Origin of the sequence: Phaeovulum vinaykumarii (genome assembly GCF_900156695.1) — a bacterium.
Classification (GTDB): Bacteria; Pseudomonadota; Alphaproteobacteria; order Rhodobacterales; family Rhodobacteraceae; genus Bieblia_A; species Bieblia_A vinaykumarii.
Genome location: NZ_FTOM01000002.1, coordinates 301,892 through 318,072 on the forward strand (window position 1 = coordinate 301,892; position 16,181 = coordinate 318,072).

The window sequence follows — 16,181 nt, forward strand, 5'->3', positions numbered from 1 at the left end:
TGCCCCCTTTCAGAGTTCGGCGCGCGGGTGCCGCGACAGCATCATGTCGCGCAAGGTCACCCGGTTCATCTGCGGCCCCTCGAAGATCAGGTCGATCCAGGCCTTCTCGAGCCGCTTCTCGTTCATCTTGGAATAGGCCAGGTCGAATTCGACGCAGGCCTCGTGAACGCCGGCCTTGCCATCCAGCGGCAGCTCGCGCACCAGCTGGTCGGTGTTGGGGCCGTGGCGGATGTTCAGCCGGGCGAAGATCTCGAGCGGGCGTTCCAGATCCAGCCGCATGTCGAGGCGCAGCACATGGTTGCGGCGCAGCCCGCGCGCGGCCTGTTCGGGCAGATCCAGCACCACCGACAGGAACGACCCGTCGAAGCGGAACACATCCATGCGCAGCCCATAGCCCGCCTGATCCCCGGCCTCGTGGTTGCGCAGCTGGCGCAGGGTCAGTTCGCTCTCGCGGCAGTCGTGGAAGACGGTGGCTTCGCGGCCGATCATGGCGCGGTTCCCGGCCCCGGCGATGCCGGGCGGGCTGACCGGGCCGGACCACAATTCGGGCCGCCAGCTCCAGTCGGTGCCCAGTGGCAGCTTCGTGCTGTGCGCCCCGGCAAAGGGCCGGTTCAGCCGCCCCTCGGCCAGGTGCAGGAACCGGTCGAGCGCGAGGCGCAGGCCGGCGGCCTCGTCGCGCAGGGGCCGCAGAAGCGACAGCGGCATCCGCTGCGCTTCCTGCGCGGCGCGGGCCCAGCGGCGCTGCGCGCGATCCTGCGCGAGACGATCGAGAAACGAGGGGGGACGGCTCTTCATCAGGCGGCTCTTGGCGTTCGGTTGGTCAAAGGCTTACGCGGAAACGATTTCGCATTGCAAACGCCAATCCCCGCGCAGCGGGTCATTGATCCGGCCCGCGCGGCGCATTGGCGTCTTCGACGGCGGCCGCGAAGGTGCGCGCCAGGGCGTCCATTGCCGTGGGGCTGAGCGGGCGGTCGGCCAGGCCCAGCACCGAAAGCGAGATGATTCGCCCGCCGATCGCGGTCAGCACGCGCACGCTGTGCGGCTGAAGCCGGCCGCCGGGGCCGGGGGCGGTGTCGTTCAGATGCAGGATGAACAGCGCGCCGTCGGTGTCGATGCCTTCGACCTTGACCGTCTCGGCGCGGCCCTTGCGCGACAGCGTGGCGCGCCCCTCGGGGCTGGAGAAGAAGCGGCGCAGCTGCGGGAAAGCGGTCTGGAACGGGCGCGCGCCCAGCTCCGAGGGCGTGACCGTCGCGCTGAGGATGGCGATGCGCCGGGGCGCGGGGGCCTCGGCCCGTCCGCTGAGCGCCGCGCACGAGCCCAGCAGGACAAAGCCCGCCGCGCCGTCCTTGCGGCTCTGGCTGCGGTCCACGCAATAGCCTGCGGGGCCGGCGATGACGGGGCCGTTCTCGCCCAGCTGCATCGTGCGCGGCGCCTCGCGCATCGGCGCGGCCAGGCATCCGGCCAGCGCCAGCGGTGCGATCAGCGCGGCCAGCGTCAGCGCGCGCCGGCGCGCGAGCGCCTGCATCGCGTCGCGCCAGATCGGCACGGCCCACAGGGTCCAGATGAACGCGGCCAGAATGAAGGTGGCCGAACTGCGCGGCGGCCACGCGCGCGGGGCCGCCGGCCTGTCTTGATGACTGTCATGGGGGATGTCGGTCACGGGCCTGTCCTTCCCAATGGCGAACCCGCGGCGGGGCGGATCGGCCGGCTGACATGTGCCGGGCGCAGGGTCGCGCCCTGCGGGGGCATTTCCGAAGGGATAGGGGGGCGGGCGTGCAGGGGCAAGTCCCGTGAGCAAGCCCGGTGAGCAAGCCCCGTGCCAGAGCGGCGCGGCGTCGCGCCGGATCTCGGGCAGAGGGGGGGGGCGGCCCCGCCCGCTTGCCGTCCGGGGGCTTGCGAAGGGGCCCCGCGTGACGGTGGCCGTGTCAGAAATCCACGGCGATGCCGCGCCGCTCCCAGTCGCCATAGCGCACGGGCTCGGGGCCGTCGCGCCCGCCCAGTTCGACCGGCAGATCCGGCCCCCGGGCGGCGCGGCGGCGGGCCTCGGCCTCGGCCAGGGCGCGACGGGCGGCGGGCGGCAGGTCGGGGCGGTCGCCGGGGATCTGCGGATCGGCGGGCGCGGTCTCGGCGGTTGGCTCTTCGGCGGAAGGCGTTTCAGGGGCGGGCGTTTCGGCTGCGGGCGTCTCGGTCATCTGGGCGGCTCTTCGCTGGTTGGGTCGGCTTGTCCGGCCGGGCGCCATGCTATACGAGAGGCGGTCGGCCGGGCAACCGGCCCAAGCACGGTCGGCCGGGCAACCTGTCCGGCAGCGCATGGGGCAGCTTTCGGGGGAGAGAACGACGATGGCGCGCAAGGATCCGGTCCGGGCGGCGGCGCTCGGGCTTCTGGACGGCGTCTGGTCCGAGGGGCGCAGCCTGTCCGATCAGATCGAGACCGAGGCGCTGGCCGCGCTGGCCCCGCCCGATCGGGCGCGTGCCCAGCGGCTGGCCGTGCTGGCCCTGCGCGAGGCCGGGCGCATTGACCGCCTGCTGAAACCCCATCTGCGCAAGGCGCCGCCTTCGCGGGTGCAGGCGCTTTTGCGGCTGGCCGGGGCCGAGATGCTGGCCGGTGGCGGGGCCGCGCATGGCGTGGTGGATGCGGCCGTCGCGCTGGCTCCGGCGGCGCAGAAGGGGCTGGTCAACGCGCTGGCGCGCAAGCTTGCGGGGGCGGGCGATGCCCATGCCGCGCTGCCCGCGCCCGAACTGCCGGGCTGGCTGCGCGGGCGGCTGATGTCGGCGCATGGCAAGGCCGCCGTCCAGCGCATGGAGGCCGCGCATCTGAGGGGCGCGCCGCTCGATCTGACCCCGCGGAACGGGGATGCGGCGGCGCTGGCCGCGCGGCTGGCGGGGCAGGGGATCGCGGCCGAGGCGCTGCCGACGGGCTCGGTCCGGCTGGCGGTGGGGGGGCAGGTCAGCGACCTGCCGGGGTTCGACGCGGGCGATTGGTGGGTGCAGGACGCGGCCGCGGCGCTGCCGGCGCGGGCGCTGGGCGTGGGGCCGGGGCAGCGCGTGCTGGATCTGTGCGCCGCGCCGGGGGGCAAGACGCTGCAACTGGCCGCGACCGGGGCCGAGGTCACCGCGCTTGATATCTCGGAGGCGCGGCTGGCGCGGCTGCGGGCGAACCTCGCGCGCTGCGGGCTCGAGGCCCGGATCGTCGCGGGTGATGCGCTGGACTGGACCCCCGAGGCCCCCTTCGACGCCATTCTTCTGGATGCGCCCTGTTCGGCCACCGGCACGATCCGCCGCCACCCCGACCTGCCGTATCTGCGCGATCCCGCCCGCCTGCGCGAGATCTTCGCGCTTCAGGCGGCGCTGATCGACCGCGCGGCGGGCTGGCTGCGGCCGGGCGGGCGGATGGTGTTCTCGACCTGCTCGCTTCTGCCCGAGGAAGGCGAGGCCCAGGCCCGCGCCGCGCTGGAGCGCCACCCCGAACTGACCGCGCAGCCGATCGACCTGCCGGGCCTTGCGCCCGAATGGCACGTCCCCGAAGGGCTGCGGCTGCGGCCCGATTTCTGGCCCGAAAGGGGCGGCATGGACGGCTTCTTCGTGGCGCTTTGGCAGCACGCGGGGCCCGCGCGCGTTTGAGGCGGTGACAGGGCGCGGGGCGCTGGCTATGGTCGCGCCGCGTGCGGCCAGGCCTTTCGTCCCCCGGTGTCGCCGCCCGTGCAGGGGCGCGCGCGGGGCGACAGGCATGGATACGACGGACACGACAGGCATGGGCACGACAGGCAGGACGGCGGCAGGCAGACGGGCATGAGCGCAGGCGGGCAGGATAGCATTTCCGGGCCGGGATTCGCGGATCGCTGGGCGGCACGCCGCGCGGCGCGGGCCCGTCCCGTGTCGGGGTTCGCCCTTCCGCCCGAGCCGCGCAGCTTTGGCCTTCAGGCCCGCGGGCGCCAGCTCGTGGCGGGGCATTTCCTCTTTGCCGGGTCGCTGGTCGAGGCGCCCGAGACCTCGATCTGGGATCTTCCCCTGCCCGATCCCGCCTTCGAGGCCGCCCTTCACGGTGCCGCCTGGCTCGATGATCTGGCCGCGCTGGGCGACGGGCCGGCGCGGGCGCGGGCGCAGGAATGGAGCCTGGACTGGGCGGCGCGTTTCGGGCGCGGCAAGGGGCCCGGCTGGACCCCCGAGCTGACCGGGCGGCGCCTGATTCGCATGGTCTCGCATGCCGGGATGGTGCTGGCCGGGGCCGAGCGCGCCCGTGCCGATGCCTTCTTCGCCGCGCTGGGGGCGCAGACGCTGTTCCTGGTGCGGCGCTGGCGCACGGCCACGCCGGGGCTGGCGCGGTTCGAGGCGCTGACCGGGCTGGTCTGCGCGGCGCTGGCGCTGGCGGGGATGGAACGTCACGTCGGACCCGCCGCGCAGGATCTGGCCGAGGAATGCCGCCGCGCGGTCGACCGCGAGGGCGGCATCCCCACGCGCAATCCCGAGGATCTGCTCGAGGTCTTCACGCTGCTGGTGTGGACGGCCGAGGCGCTGGGCGCCGCGGGCCGGCGCGTCGAGCCCGCCCACCGCGCCGCGATCGAGCGCATCGCCCCCGCGCTGCGCGCGCTGCGCCATGCCGACGGCGGGCTGGCGCGGTTTCACGGCGGCGGGCGCGGGGTCGAGGGGCGGCTGGATCAGGCGCTGGCGGCCTCCGGGGTGCGGGCCAAGATGCATAAGGGCCTGGCCATGGGCTTTGCCCGGCTGTCGGCGGGCCGCGCCAGCGTCATCATGGATTGCGCCGCCCCGCCCGCGGGGCCGGCCGCCCGCACCGCCCATGCCTCGACCCTGGCCTTCGAGATGACCTCGGGGCGGCGCCCGCTGATCGTCTCCTGCGGCTCGGGGCTGCATTTCGGGCGCGACTGGCACCGCGCCGGCCGCGCCACGCCCAGCCATTCGACGCTGTGCGTGGCGGGCTATTCGTCCTCGCGGCTGGGGCCTGCGGGCGCGCATGGCGACGAATTGTGCGACCGGCCGCACAGCGTCTGGTCCGAAAGCGCGACCGAGGACGCCGCCTTCTGCCTGCGGGCCGGGCATGACGGCTATGTGCCCACCCACGGGCTGACCCATCTGCGCGAGCTGCGCCTGTCGGTCGACGGCCGCCACCTGGCCGGCACCGACACGCTGGGCGCGATGAGCGGCCCCGACACCCGCCGCTTCGAGACCATCCTGGCCCGCTCGGGCTATATGGGTGTGGATTTCTCGCTGCATTTCCATATACATCCCGATATCGAGGCCTCGCTCGATCTGGGCGGCACGGCGGTTTCGCTGGCGCTTCGCAGCGGCGAGATCTGGATCTTTCGCACCGATCCGGGCCAGCCCATCCGCCTGGCCCCGTCGGTCTATCTGGAAAAGGGGCGCCTGAAGCCCCGCCCCGCGCGTCAGATCGTCCTTGACGCGCATCTTGCCGAACCGGCGCGCGCGATAAGCTGGACCTTGACGAAGGCACACGATACGTCGCCCGCAGCCATTGCCGATGACCCCCTGCCAAGGATCTGATCCCGTGAGTGACACCCAACGCACCGTCCCGCTGCGCCGCGCGCTGATTTCCGTTTCCGACAAGACCGGGCTGGTCGACTTTGCCCAGGCGCTGGCCGCGCGCGGGGTCGAACTGCTGTCGACGGGCGGCACCGCCAGGGCGCTGCGCGAGGCGGGGCTGAGCGTGCGTGACGTTTCCGAGGTGACGGGCTTCCCCGAGATGATGGACGGGCGCGTCAAGACGCTGCATCCCAAGGTGCACGGCGGCCTTCTGGCGCTGCGCGACAACGAGGAACATCTGGCCGCGATGGAAGGCCACGGGATCAGCCCGATCGACCTTCTGGTGGTGAACCTCTATCCCTTCGAGGCCACGGTGGCCAAGGGTGCCGCCTATGAGGAATGCATCGAGAACATCGACATCGGCGGCCCGGCGATGATCCGTGCCGCGGCCAAGAACCACGGCTTCGTGGCGACGGTGGTCGATGTCGAGGATTACACCGCCGTTCTGGCCGAGCTGGACGCCAACGACGATTGCACCACGCTGGCCTTCCGCCAGAAGCTGGCACAGATCGCCTATGCGCGCACCGCTGCCTATGACGCGGCCGTCTCGAGCTGGATGGCGGGGGCCATCGGCGAACAGACCCCGCGTCGGCGCGCCTTCGCCGGCACCCTGGCCCAAAGCCTGCGCTACGGCGAGAACCCGCATCAATCGGCGACCTTCTATCTGGACGGCTCGAACCGCCCCGGCGTGGCCACTGCGCGCCAGCATCAGGGCAAGGAACTGAGCTACAACAACATCAACGACACGGATGCGGCCTTCGAGCTGGTGGCGGAATTCGGCACCGACGCCCCGGCCTGCGCCATCATCAAGCACGCCAACCCCTGCGGCGTGGCCACCGGCGCCACCCTGACCGAGGCCTATACCCGCGCCTTCGACTGCGACCGCACCTCGGCCTTCGGCGGCATCATCGCGCTGAACCAGACGCTGGACGGCGCCACCGCCGAGGAGATCTGCAAGATCTTCACCGAGGTGGTCATCGCCCCCGAAGCCACCGACGAGGCCCGCGCCGTCTTCGCCGCCAAGAAGAACCTGCGCCTGCTGACCACCGGCGCGCTGCCCGACCCGCGGGCCGCGATCACCACCTTCCGTCAGGTGGCCGGTGGCTTCCTGGTTCAGGGCAAGGACAATGGCGCCATCGGCCTTGATGACCTGAAGGTGGTGACCGAACGCGCGCCCTCGGAGCAGGAGCTGAACGATCTTCTCTTTGCCTGGAAGGTGGCCAAGCACGTCAAGTCGAACGCCATCATCTACGTCAAGGACGGCGCCACCGTGGGCGTGGGCGCAGGCCAGATGAGCCGCGTCGACAGCACCCGGATCGCGGCGCGCAAGGCCCAGGACATGGCCGAGGCGATGGGCCTGCCCGCGCCGCTGACGCAAGGGTCCGTGGTGGCGTCGGACGCCTTCTTCCCCTTCGCCGACGGTCTCATCACCGCGGCCGAGGCCGGCGCCACGGCGCTGATCCAGCCCGGCGGGTCGATGCGCGATCAGGAGGTGATCGACGCGGCCAACGAACGCGGCCTGGCGATGGTGTTCACCGGCATGCGCCACTTCCGCCACTGAGGCGGGGTCCGGCAAGAGGGGGGGCGACACGATGGCCATGAAGGCAGCGACGGTTCTTGCAAGCGTTGTCCTCACGCTTGATCAGGCGTCGAAATTCGTTGTCGTCCACCTGATGGAGCTGGACCGGCTGGGGGCCATCGACGTGGCCCCCCCGTGGCTCAACCTGCGCATGGCCTGGAACCGCGGCGTCAATTTCGGCCTGTTTGCGGATGATGCCGAGATCATGCGCTGGGCGCTGGTGGCGCTGTCGCTGGCGATCTCGGCCGGGGTCTGGATCTGGGCGGCGCGCGCAGGCCAGGGGCGTGCGGCGCGGCTCTTTGCGGGGCTGCTGGTGGGCGGCGCGCTGGGCAATGTGCTCGACCGCATGGTCTATGGCGCGGTGGCCGATTTCCTGAACATGGGCTGGCCGGGCTTTGACAACCCCTGGTCGTTCAACGTGGCCGATGTGGCCATCTTCCTGGGCGCGGCAGGGCTGGTGCTGATGCCGGGCCGGCATGACCCCGCCCCCGGCCCGCGCCGCGGGCGATAAGCCGCCGATACCCCCGTGACGGGCGCGGTTCCTTGCGCTAAGACAGTCACGAAACGCAGAGGACGGACGATGGTCGCACCCTTTCGCACACTGGCAGTCGTGGCCGTTCTTGCGGCGGCGCTTGCGGGCTGCTCGAAGGCCGAGCCGAAGCTGATGCATGCGCGCGCCTCGGGCACGGGGCCGGATGAATTCGGCATCCTGCCGACCAAGCCGCTCCAGATGCCCGAGGATCTGACGGCCTTGCCCGAGCCCACGCCGGGCGGCACCTCGCTGGCCGATCCCACCCCCGAGGCCGATGCCGTGGCCGCGCTGGGCGGCAATCCGGCGGCGCTGACGCGGACGGGCATGTCCGGCGCCGATGCTGCGCTGGTGGCGCGCACCGGGCGCTTCGGGCGCGATGCGGGTATCCGCGACCGGCTGGCGGCCGAGGATCTGGAATTCCGCCGCGACAATGACGGCCGCCTGCTGGAACGGCTGATGTCGGTCAACGTCTATTTCCGCGCCTACGAACCCATGAGCCTCGATCAGGAGGCCGAGCTGGAGCGCTGGCGGCGCCTGGGCGTGCGCACCGTGGCCGCACCGCCCAGCGCGGGCGCGCAACAGGCCTTCAACGGCACCGAATGAGGCAGGGCCGGACCGTTGTGTCCGGCCTTCGCATTTTCATCCCCCCCCCGGCGTTCACCCCCTGGCGTTCACCTTGCCGCCCGCGCGATTTTCCGCCGCCCGCCTGCCCTGGTCGATCAACTGCGCGTTGGTTCCCCTTGTCGTCGGAATTCAGCCTCTTAGCTTTGCGGGCAGATCCGCGGATGCGCGCGCGCCCCGCCGCTGTTCCTGGCCCCGCCAGAGAGGATGCCCAAAAGGATGCCCCCCGAGAGGATGCTCATGCCCCATCGTCCGTTCCTGCGCCGCGCGGTGCCGGCGCTCTGTCTTGCCCTGACGCTTCCGGCGCTGGCACTGCCCGCCCTGAGTGCGCCCGCCGCCGCCGAGATGGCGCAGCCGGCCGGCCCCGCGGTCAGCGAATTCACCCTGCCCAACGGACTGCGCGCCGTGGTGATCGAGGATCATCGCGCCCCGGTCGTGGTGCATATGGTCTGGTATCGAATCGGTGCCGCCGACGAGATGCCGGGCAAGTCGGGCGTCGCGCATTTTCTCGAACACCTGATGTTCAAGGGCACCGACGACATGGCGCCGGGCGAGCTGTCGCGCGTGGTCGAGGCCAACGGCGGCTCGGACAATGCCTTTACCTCGTATGATTATACCGCCTATTTCCAACGCATCGCGGCCGATCGGCTGGGCCTTGTCATGAAGATGGAGGCCGACCGGATGCGCGATCTGCTGCTGTCGCCCGACGATTGGCAGACCGAGCGCGAGGTGATCCTCGAGGAGCGCAACCAGCGCACCGACAGCGACCCGGCCGCGCTCTTTTCCGAACAGCGGCGCGCGGCGCAATATCTCAACCATCCCTATGGCCGTCCGGTGATCGGCTGGCGCAGCGAGATGGAGCAGCTGACGCGCGCGGATGCGCTGGACTGGTATCGCCACCATTACGCGCCCGACAACGCGGTGCTGGTGGTGGCGGGCGATGTCACCCCCGCCGAGGTCGAGCGTCTGGCCCGCACCTATTACGGTCCGCTTGCGCCCGCAGGCGATGTGGCGCCGCGCGCCCGCCCGCAAGAGCCCGCGCAACTGGCCGAACGGCGGCTGGTGATGCGCGACGCGCGCGTCTCGCAGCCCTATCTGACGCGCAGCTATCTGGCGCCCGAACGCGATCCGGGCGATCAGGCGCAGGCCGCGGCGCTGACCATCCTGGCCGAGCTTCTGGGCGGGAATTCCGCGACCTCGGTGCTGGGCCGGGCGCTGATGCATGAGAGCCCCGTCGCCATCTATGCCGGCGCGCGCTACGACGGGGTGTCGGTCGATGACACGACCTTCTCGCTTGTGGTGGTGCCCGCGCCCGGCGTGACGATGCAGGACGCCGAGGACGCGCTGGATGCGACGCTGGCGAAATTCCTGGAGGACGGCCCCGACCCCGATGCCTTTGCGCGTATCCGCACCCGCGTGCGTGCCTCCGAGATCTATGCCGCCGATCATGTCGAGGGGCTGGCCCACCGCTACGGCGAGGCGCTGGCCACGGGGCTGAGCGTCGAGGACGTGAAGGGCTGGCCCGCCGCGCTGATGGCGGTGACGCCCGATCAGGTGATGGCCGCTGCGCGCGATGTCCTGGACCGCCGCCATGCGGTGACGGGCTGGCTGGAACGCGACACCGGCAGCGCGGACGCCGCCGCCGTGCCCGAAGCCGCCCCCGAAGCCGATGCCGAAGCCGCTGCGCTCGATCGTCACGAGGAGGCGATGAAATGATCCCCACCTTCCGTCTGTCCCGTCTGGCTCTGGCGCTTGCGCTGACGCTTCTGGCCGCGCTGCCGGCGCGCGCCATCGATATCGAGGCCGTGACCTCGCCCGCGGGCACCACCGCCTGGCTGGTCGAGGACCACAGCCTGCCCTTCGTCGCGCTGGAGCTGCGCTTTCGCGGCGGCACCAGCCTGGATGCGCCCGGCAAGCGCGGCGCCATCCATCTGATGACCGCGCTGCTCGAGGAAGGGGCGGGGACGCGGGACGCGCAGGCCTGGGCCGAGGAAGCCGAGCGCCTGGCCGCCGAATTCGACTTTGACGCCGGCCCCGACGAGGTGTCGGTCTCGGCGCGCATGCTGACCGAGACCCGCGACCGCGCCGTCGATCTGCTGCACGACGCGCTGGTCGCGCCGCGCTTCGATGCGGATGCGATCGCGCGGGTGCGCGCGCAGGTGCTGTCGATGATCGAGGCCGACCGCCGCGATCCCGGTGCCCTGGCCGGCCAGACCCTGCGCGCCGCGCTCTTTGGCGATCATCCCTATGGCTCGGCGCCCGAGGGCACGGCCGACAGCGTGGCCGCGCTGACGCGCGACGATCTTCTGGCCGCCAGGGACCGTGTTCTGGCCCGTGACCGGGTGGTGATCGCGGCGGTGGGCGACATCACCGCGTCCGATCTGGGCGCGCTGATCGACCGGCTGCTGGCAGGGCTGCCCGACACCGGCGCGCCGCTGCCGCCACGCGCGCAGATGGACACGACCGGCGGGGTGACGGTGGTGCCCTTCGGCGGGCCGCAATCGCTGGTGCTGATGGCCCAGCCCGGCCCGAAGATGGACGACCCGGATTTCTTCCCCGCCTATGTGGCCAACCATATCCTGGGCGGCGGGGGCTTTTCCTCGCGGCTGATGGAGGAGGTGCGCGAGAAGCGCGGGCTGACCTATGGCATTGCCACCTATCTGGCGCCGCGCGATCTGGCCGAGACCTGGCAGGGCTCGTTCGCCTCGGCCAACGAGAAGGTCGCCGAGGCCATCGCGGTGGTGCGCCGCGAATGGGCGCGCCTGGCCGAAGGCGGGGTCAGCGATGCCGAACTGACGGCCGCCAAGACCTATCTGACCGGCGCCTATCCCCTGCGCTTTGACGGTAACGGCCCGATCGCGGCCATCCTGGCGGGGATGCAGACGGCGGGTCTGCCGATTGATTACGTCAACACCCGCAATACCCGGATCGAGGCCGTGAGCGCCGAGGACGTGGCCCGGGTGGCGCGGCGCTGGCTGGACCCGGAGCGGCTGCGTTTCGTCGTGGTGGGTCAGCCCGAGGGGGTGGAGAGCACCGCCCCCTGAGGCGGCCTCCGCGCGTCTCGCGGCGCTGCGAATCTATGGCACGGCCCCGGAATTCCTGCTAGTGGTTGTGGGATGAACGCCCCTGATCGCAATATCTCCGAACGTCCTGTCATCCGGCAACTGGACGATGCCGCCGCCAACCGCATCGCCGCGGGCGAGGTCGTCGAACGTCCCGCCTCGGCGGTCAAGGAGCTGGTCGAGAACGCGCTCGACGCCGGTGCCCGCCGCATCGAGGTCGTCTATGCCGACGGCGGCAAGACCCTGATCCGCGTCACCGACGACGGCTGCGGCATGACCGCCGAGGATCTGCCGCTGGCGCTGTGCCGCCATGCCACCTCGAAGATCGACGGCTCGGATCTTCTGAACATCCGCAGCTTCGGCTTCCGCGGCGAGGCCCTGCCCAGCCTGGGCGCGGTGGGGCGGCTTGCCATCACCTCGCGGGCGCAGGGGTTCGACGCGGTCCAGATCACGGTTGATTGCGGGCGGGTCGGGCCGGTCCGGCCGGCGGCGCTGTCGCAGGGCACGCGGGTCGAGCTGCGCGATCTCTTCGTGGCCACGCCCGCGCGGCTGAAGTTCCTTCGCACCGACCGCGCCGAGGCTCAGGCCATTGCCGATGTGATCCGCCGCCTGGCGATGGCCGAACCCTGGGTCAGCTTTACCTTGCGCGATGAAAGCGGCGGCCGCGGGCGCGAGATCTTGAACATCACCGCCGAGCAGGGCGATCTGTTCGACGCGCTGGCCGCCCGGCTGGCGCGGCTGATCGGCCGGGATTTCGCCGCCAATGCCATCCCGCTTGACGCCACGCGCGAGGGGCTGCGGCTGACCGGCTATGCCGCGCTGCCCACCTATTCGCGCGGCGCCGCGGTCGAGCAATTCCTGTTCGTCAATGGCCGGCCGGTGCGTGACAAGCTGCTGATCGGGGCCTTGCGCGCGGGCTACATGGACGTGCTGGCGCGCGACCGGCATCCGGCGGCGGCGCTGTTTCTGACCTGCGCGCCCGAGATGGTGGACGTCAACGTCCACCCCGCCAAGGCCGAGGTGCGCTTCCGTGATCCGGGGCTGGCGCGGGGGCTGGTGGTCAGCAGCCTGCGCCATGCGCTGGCCGGGGCGGGGCACCGCAGCGCCACCACGGTCTCGGATGCCACACTCGGGGCGATGCGCCCCGAAGGCGCGCCCGTCTCTGCGCCCCCGCGCTATCAGGGGGATTACGGGCGGGCGCAGATCCAGCGCCCGTCGCCGGGCGCCATTGCCGCGGGTCTGGCGGCGATGCGGCCGGGCTTTGCCGATGCCGCGCCCGAATTCCGCGCCGCCCCCGCGGGGATGGACCCCGAGGCCGCCGTTCTGGACCTTGGTGCGGCGCTCGCCCCCTCGGCCCGGCCCGCCGAGGCGGTTTTGGACACCGCCGGCCCCGCGCCCGACACCGATGACACCGCCGCCGAGGCCCACCCCCTGGGCGCGGCCCGCGCGCAGCTTCACGGCAACTGGATCGTGGCGCAGACCCGCGAAGGCATGGTGATCGTCGATCAGCATGCCGCGCATGAACGTCTGGTCTATGAGCGGCTGAAGGCCGTGGCCCATGCCGGGCCGGTGCCTGCGCAGGCGCTTCTGATCCCCGAGATCGTCGAGATGGCGCCGTCGGACGCGCAGATGCTTCTGGATCACGCCGAGGATCTGGCGGCGCTGGGTCTGGGGATCGAGAGCTTTGGCCCCGGCGCCATTGCCGTGCGCGAGACGCCCGCGATCCTGGGTCGGATCGAGGCGGCGGGCCTTCTGCGCGACATCCTGGACGAGCTGGCCGATCTGGGCGCCTCGGAGCGGCTGCGTGCGCGCATCGACGCGGTGCTGTCGCGCATGGCCTGCCACGGATCGGTGCGCGCAGGCCGGCAGATGCGTCTGGACGAGATGAACGCGCTTTTGCGCGAGATGGAGGCGACGCCGCTCTCGGGGCAATGCAACCACGGCCGGCCGACCTGGGTCGAGCTGAAGCTTGCCGATATCGAACGGCTGTTCGGGCGTCGATGATCGAACTGGCGATGATTGATCTGGCGATGATCGAACTGGTGGGGATCGAGAGTGCGGGAACCGAGGTTACGGGGATCGAGATCGCGGGTCATGTGATCGCGCTGGGGGATCCGCGGCTCTGGGCGGGCGTGGGGGCTCTGGTCGTGCTGGCGGTGCTGCTGGCGATCTTGCGCGCGGCGCGCCGGGCGGCCGGGCGAGCCGAGGCGATGGCCGCGCGCGTGGGGCTTCTGGCCGAGGGTCAGCACCAGCTTGCCGGCGGGCTGGCGCAATTGTCCGAGGCGCAGGCCGCTGCGCAGACCCGCGTTCTGGGGCTGATGGAACACCGCCTGTCCGAGGTCGCCCGTGGCATGGGCGAGAACCTTCAGGGCTCGGCGCTGCGCACGGCGCGCTCGCTCGGGGAATTGCGCGAACGTCTCGAGGTGATCGACCGCGCCCAGGCCCGGATCGAGGAATTGTCGGGCAACGTGCTGGGGTTGCAGGATATCCTGTCCAACAAGCAGACCCGCGGCGCCTTCGGCGAGATCCAGCTTCATGACATCGTGCAAAAGGCGCTGCCGGCCGATGGCTTCACCATGCAGGCGACGCTGTCGAACGGGCGGCGTGCCGATTGTCTGGTGCATCTGCCCGACCCGCCGGGGCCGATCGTCATTGACAGCAAGTTCCCGCTCGAGGCCTATGAGGCGCTGGTGCGCGCGCCCCATGACGCCGCCCGCATCGAGGCGCAGCGCCGCCTGCGCATCGCCATCCGCAGCCATATCCGCGCGATTTCCGAGAAATACATCCTCGAGGGCGAGACCGCGGACGGGGCGCTGATGTTCCTGCCCTCCGAGGCGGTCTATGCCGAATTGCACGCCAATTTTCCCGAGCTGGTGCGCGAGGGCTTTGCCGCGCGGGTCTGGATCGTGTCGCCGACGACCTGCATGGCCACGCTCAACACGATGCGCGCGATCCTCAAGGACGCCCGGATGCGCGCGCAGGCCGGGGCGATCCGGGCGGAGCTGGCCGCGCTCTGTGCCGATGTGGACCGGCTGATGACGCGGGTCGAGAACCTGGACCGGCATTTCGGCCAGGCGGCGCGCGACATCGAGGAGATCCGCACCTCGGCCGGGCGCGCGGGCAAGCGGGCGCGACGGCTGGACAATTTCGATTTCGAGGATCTGCCGCCCGAAAGCGGCGGGGTGGCGGGCAAGGCCTCGCCCCAGGCTTCGAGCAGGGCGCAGGCGGGGACGGGCGGGGCCGGGCCGTGCGAAGAGGCGGCGGCATCCGCGGCGGATGACGCGAAGACCGCACCGCGCCGCCCGGCCGTGATCCGGCCCGAGGGGCGGCCGCTGTCGTGAGAGGATGGGCCCCCGCGGGCGCGCGCCTCAGATGCGGAAGAGCGGCTGCGCCAGCCGCGGGATCAGCGCCCGGAACCGCAAGAGTGCGTCGGTCGCGGCCAGGCAGATGCAATCCTGACCGGGCTCGGCCACGGGGGTGTGCTCGACCTCGGTGCCGGCGCATTCGATGTCGCCGGGGCCAAAGCGCCCCTCGGCGTCGGCGAAGGCGCCTTGCAGGACCAGGGTCAGCTCGCGCCCGCGATGGCCATGATCGGGCACGGATTCGCCAGCGGGGATGTAGAGCAGCCGCGCCGTGGCGCTGCCGCCGGTGGGGATGACGGCCGTGCGCACCCCGAGCCCCAGCGGTTTCCAGCGCACCGAACCGATCCCGCCGCCGACATAGCCGGCCAGCGGTTCGGGCAGAAGGCCGCGCGGGCGGGCCGGCGGGCGGGGCTGTGGGCGGGACTGCGGCGCCACCGGGGCGGGGGAGCGCGCCGGCCGGGCATCGAGCCCGGCCATCACGCGCGCCAGGGCGCCCTCGCCCATCTCGCAGGTGGGCGCGCTGTCGAGAAGCGCGCCGCCCACGGCCTCGAAGGCATGGAGCCGCGCGCGGCATTCGTCGCACATCGAGATATGCGTGGCCACCACCAGCGCGAAGCCTTCGGGCAGGGTGCCGGCGGCATATTCCATCATCAGGGCGTCGGTCGGGTGATGCGAGATCGCGGTCCCGCGGGATTTGAGGTCGAGCGGCATCAGGTGGCCTTCATTTCGTGGCGCAGCCGGTCAAGCGCGAGCCGGATGCGGGATTTGATCGTGCCCAGCGGCAGCCCGGTGGCGGCCGCGATTTCGGTCTGGCTTTCCTCGCCCCAATAGGCGCGTTCGACGAGGCTGCGCTGGGCCTCGGGCAGGGCGCGCAATGCATCGCCCAGCCGCGCGCTGTCCTGCGCCAGCGCCAGCATGTCGGCCGGGTCGGGCTCGGGGGCGGGGCCCCAGGGCAGATCCTCGGGCTCGGGGCGGCGGGCGCGGCGGATCGCGTCGATGCGGCGGTTGCGGGCGATGGTGAAGACCCAGGTCGCCACCGAGGCGCGCGCGGGGTCGAACAGATCGGCCTTGTGCCAGAGGGTCGTCATCACCTCCTGGGCGTGGTCCTCGGCTTCGGCGGCGGGCGTGCCGCCCTTCATCAGGAACGCCTTCACCCGCGGGGCGAAATGCGCAAACAGCTGCGCAAAGGCGGCGCGGTCGGCGCGGTCGCGCACCGCCAGCATCAGCGTGGTCCAGTCATCCGGCCCGCTGCCTGCCGCCTGTGGTCCTGCCGGTCCCGCGTCTGCGCCCAAGGTCACCTTCCCCTGCCACGGGGGCACGCGCCGGCGCCCCCTGTCCAACCGCAGAGGATAGGGGCGAAGGCGCGGCGCTGCATCCGCAAAACGAGGGGAGGGGCGAAGGCTCAACATGTCGTGACTACGCAGCAACGCCCCGACCGGATCACCGCGAAATATCACCGACGCGCGTGG

Annotated in this window: 14 protein-coding genes; 9 read left to right on the forward strand and 5 right to left on the reverse strand. The window is 71.8% G+C overall.

What is annotated here, in order from left to right:
- Positions 1-9: 9 nt before the first annotated feature.
- The 3 genes from BW949_RS05805 to BW949_RS05815 all read right to left on the reverse strand — a co-directional run bounded on the left by BW949_RS05805 (position 10) and on the right by BW949_RS05815 (position 2,102).
- Positions 10-795 carry a DUF6478 family protein gene (locus BW949_RS05805; RefSeq protein WP_076364015.1) on the reverse strand — a complete coding sequence of 262 codons (786 nt, stop codon included), beginning with the start codon at positions 793-795 and terminating at the stop codon, positions 10-12.
- A gap of 82 nt (positions 796-877) precedes the next feature.
- Entirely contained in the window at positions 878-1,660 is a 783-nt protein-coding gene (locus tag BW949_RS05810) for a hypothetical protein (RefSeq protein WP_076364017.1), read from the reverse strand.
- A 265-nt stretch (positions 1,661-1,925) separates the two neighbouring features.
- Positions 1,926-2,102 (reverse strand): DUF1674 domain-containing protein, encoded by a 177-nt coding sequence (locus BW949_RS05815; RefSeq protein WP_076364823.1) that lies wholly within the window; start codon positions 2,100-2,102, stop codon positions 1,926-1,928.
- Positions 2,103-2,340: 238 nt separating this feature from the next.
- On the opposite strand from BW949_RS05815, the gene BW949_RS05820 reads away from it, so the two are divergent.
- The 9 genes from BW949_RS05820 to BW949_RS05860 all read left to right on the forward strand — a co-directional run bounded on the left by BW949_RS05820 (position 2,341) and on the right by BW949_RS05860 (position 14,691).
- The gene (locus tag BW949_RS05820; RefSeq protein ID WP_076364019.1) at positions 2,341-3,621 is read left to right on the forward strand and encodes an RsmB/NOP family class I SAM-dependent RNA methyltransferase; all 1,281 of its coding nucleotides are present in this window, start codon (positions 2,341-2,343) and stop codon (positions 3,619-3,621) included.
- A gap of 168 nt (positions 3,622-3,789) precedes the next feature.
- Entirely contained in the window at positions 3,790-5,517 is a 1,728-nt protein-coding gene (locus tag BW949_RS05825; RefSeq protein ID WP_076364021.1) for a heparinase II/III family protein, read from the forward strand.
- A 4-nt stretch (positions 5,518-5,521) separates the two neighbouring features.
- Positions 5,522-7,117, forward strand: a complete 1,596-nt coding sequence (gene purH / locus BW949_RS05830) for a bifunctional phosphoribosylaminoimidazolecarboxamide formyltransferase/IMP cyclohydrolase (protein ID WP_235816214.1) — start codon at positions 5,522-5,524, stop codon at positions 7,115-7,117.
- 31 nt (positions 7,118-7,148) lie between these two features.
- Complete coding sequence (gene lspA / locus BW949_RS05835) at positions 7,149-7,646, forward strand: signal peptidase II (RefSeq protein ID WP_328585811.1); 498 nt, start codon at positions 7,149-7,151, stop codon at positions 7,644-7,646.
- Between the two features lie 69 nt (positions 7,647-7,715).
- Positions 7,716-8,270, forward strand: coding sequence for a DUF3035 domain-containing protein (locus tag BW949_RS05840; RefSeq protein ID WP_076364025.1), 555 nt, complete (start codon positions 7,716-7,718; stop codon positions 8,268-8,270).
- A 363-nt stretch (positions 8,271-8,633) separates the two neighbouring features.
- Positions 8,634-10,004 carry a M16 family metallopeptidase gene (locus tag BW949_RS05845; protein ID WP_235816237.1) on the forward strand — a complete coding sequence of 457 codons (1,371 nt, stop codon included), beginning with the start codon at positions 8,634-8,636 and terminating at the stop codon, positions 10,002-10,004.
- Positions 10,001-11,332: a M16 family metallopeptidase gene (locus BW949_RS05850; RefSeq protein WP_076364027.1), complete on the forward strand. Its 1,332-nt coding sequence runs from the start codon at positions 10,001-10,003 to the stop codon at positions 11,330-11,332. Before BW949_RS05845 ends, BW949_RS05850 begins: the two co-directional genes overlap by 4 nt.
- A gap of 72 nt (positions 11,333-11,404) precedes the next feature.
- The gene (gene mutL / locus BW949_RS05855) at positions 11,405-13,354 is read left to right on the forward strand and encodes a DNA mismatch repair endonuclease MutL (RefSeq protein WP_076364029.1); all 1,950 of its coding nucleotides are present in this window, start codon (positions 11,405-11,407) and stop codon (positions 13,352-13,354) included.
- Positions 13,355-13,380: 26 nt separating this feature from the next.
- The gene (locus BW949_RS05860) at positions 13,381-14,691 is read left to right on the forward strand and encodes a DNA recombination protein RmuC (RefSeq protein ID WP_083947649.1); all 1,311 of its coding nucleotides are present in this window, start codon (positions 13,381-13,383) and stop codon (positions 14,689-14,691) included.
- Between the two features lie 27 nt (positions 14,692-14,718).
- Here BW949_RS05860 and BW949_RS05865 read toward each other — a convergent pair whose 3' ends face one another.
- Positions 14,719-15,423, reverse strand: a complete 705-nt coding sequence (locus tag BW949_RS05865) for a ChrR family anti-sigma-E factor (RefSeq protein WP_076364031.1) — start codon at positions 15,421-15,423, stop codon at positions 14,719-14,721.
- Entirely contained in the window at positions 15,423-15,935 is a 513-nt protein-coding gene (locus BW949_RS05870; RefSeq protein WP_076364033.1) for a sigma-70 family RNA polymerase sigma factor, read from the reverse strand. Before BW949_RS05870 ends, BW949_RS05865 begins: the two co-directional genes overlap by 1 nt.
- Positions 15,936-16,181 lie beyond the last annotated feature (246 nt).

Coding starts and splice junctions, on each gene's coding strand:
- BW949_RS05860 (WP_083947649.1), top strand. CDS start 13,381: ATGATCGAACTGGTGGGGATCGAGAGTGCGGGAACCGAGGTTACGGGG.
- BW949_RS05850 (WP_076364027.1), top strand. CDS start 10,001: ATGATCCCCACCTTCCGTCTGTCCCGTCTGGCTCTGGCGCTTGCGCTG.
- BW949_RS05805 (WP_076364015.1), bottom strand. CDS start 795: ATGAAGAGCCGTCCCCCCTCGTTTCTCGATCGTCTCGCGCAGGATCGC.
- BW949_RS05825 (WP_076364021.1), top strand. CDS start 3,790: ATGAGCGCAGGCGGGCAGGATAGCATTTCCGGGCCGGGATTCGCGGAT.
- BW949_RS05840 (WP_076364025.1), top strand. CDS start 7,716: ATGGTCGCACCCTTTCGCACACTGGCAGTCGTGGCCGTTCTTGCGGCG.
- BW949_RS05865 (WP_076364031.1), bottom strand. CDS start 15,423: ATGCCGCTCGACCTCAAATCCCGCGGGACCGCGATCTCGCATCACCCG.
- BW949_RS05820 (WP_076364019.1), top strand. CDS start 2,341: ATGGCGCGCAAGGATCCGGTCCGGGCGGCGGCGCTCGGGCTTCTGGAC.
- lspA (WP_328585811.1), top strand. CDS start 7,149: ATGGCCATGAAGGCAGCGACGGTTCTTGCAAGCGTTGTCCTCACGCTT.
- BW949_RS05845 (WP_235816237.1), top strand. CDS start 8,634: ATGGCGCAGCCGGCCGGCCCCGCGGTCAGCGAATTCACCCTGCCCAAC.
- BW949_RS05870 (WP_076364033.1), bottom strand. CDS start 15,935: ATGCTGGCGGTGCGCGACCGCGCCGACCGCGCCGCCTTTGCGCAGCTG.
- mutL (WP_076364029.1), top strand. CDS start 11,405: ATGAACGCCCCTGATCGCAATATCTCCGAACGTCCTGTCATCCGGCAA.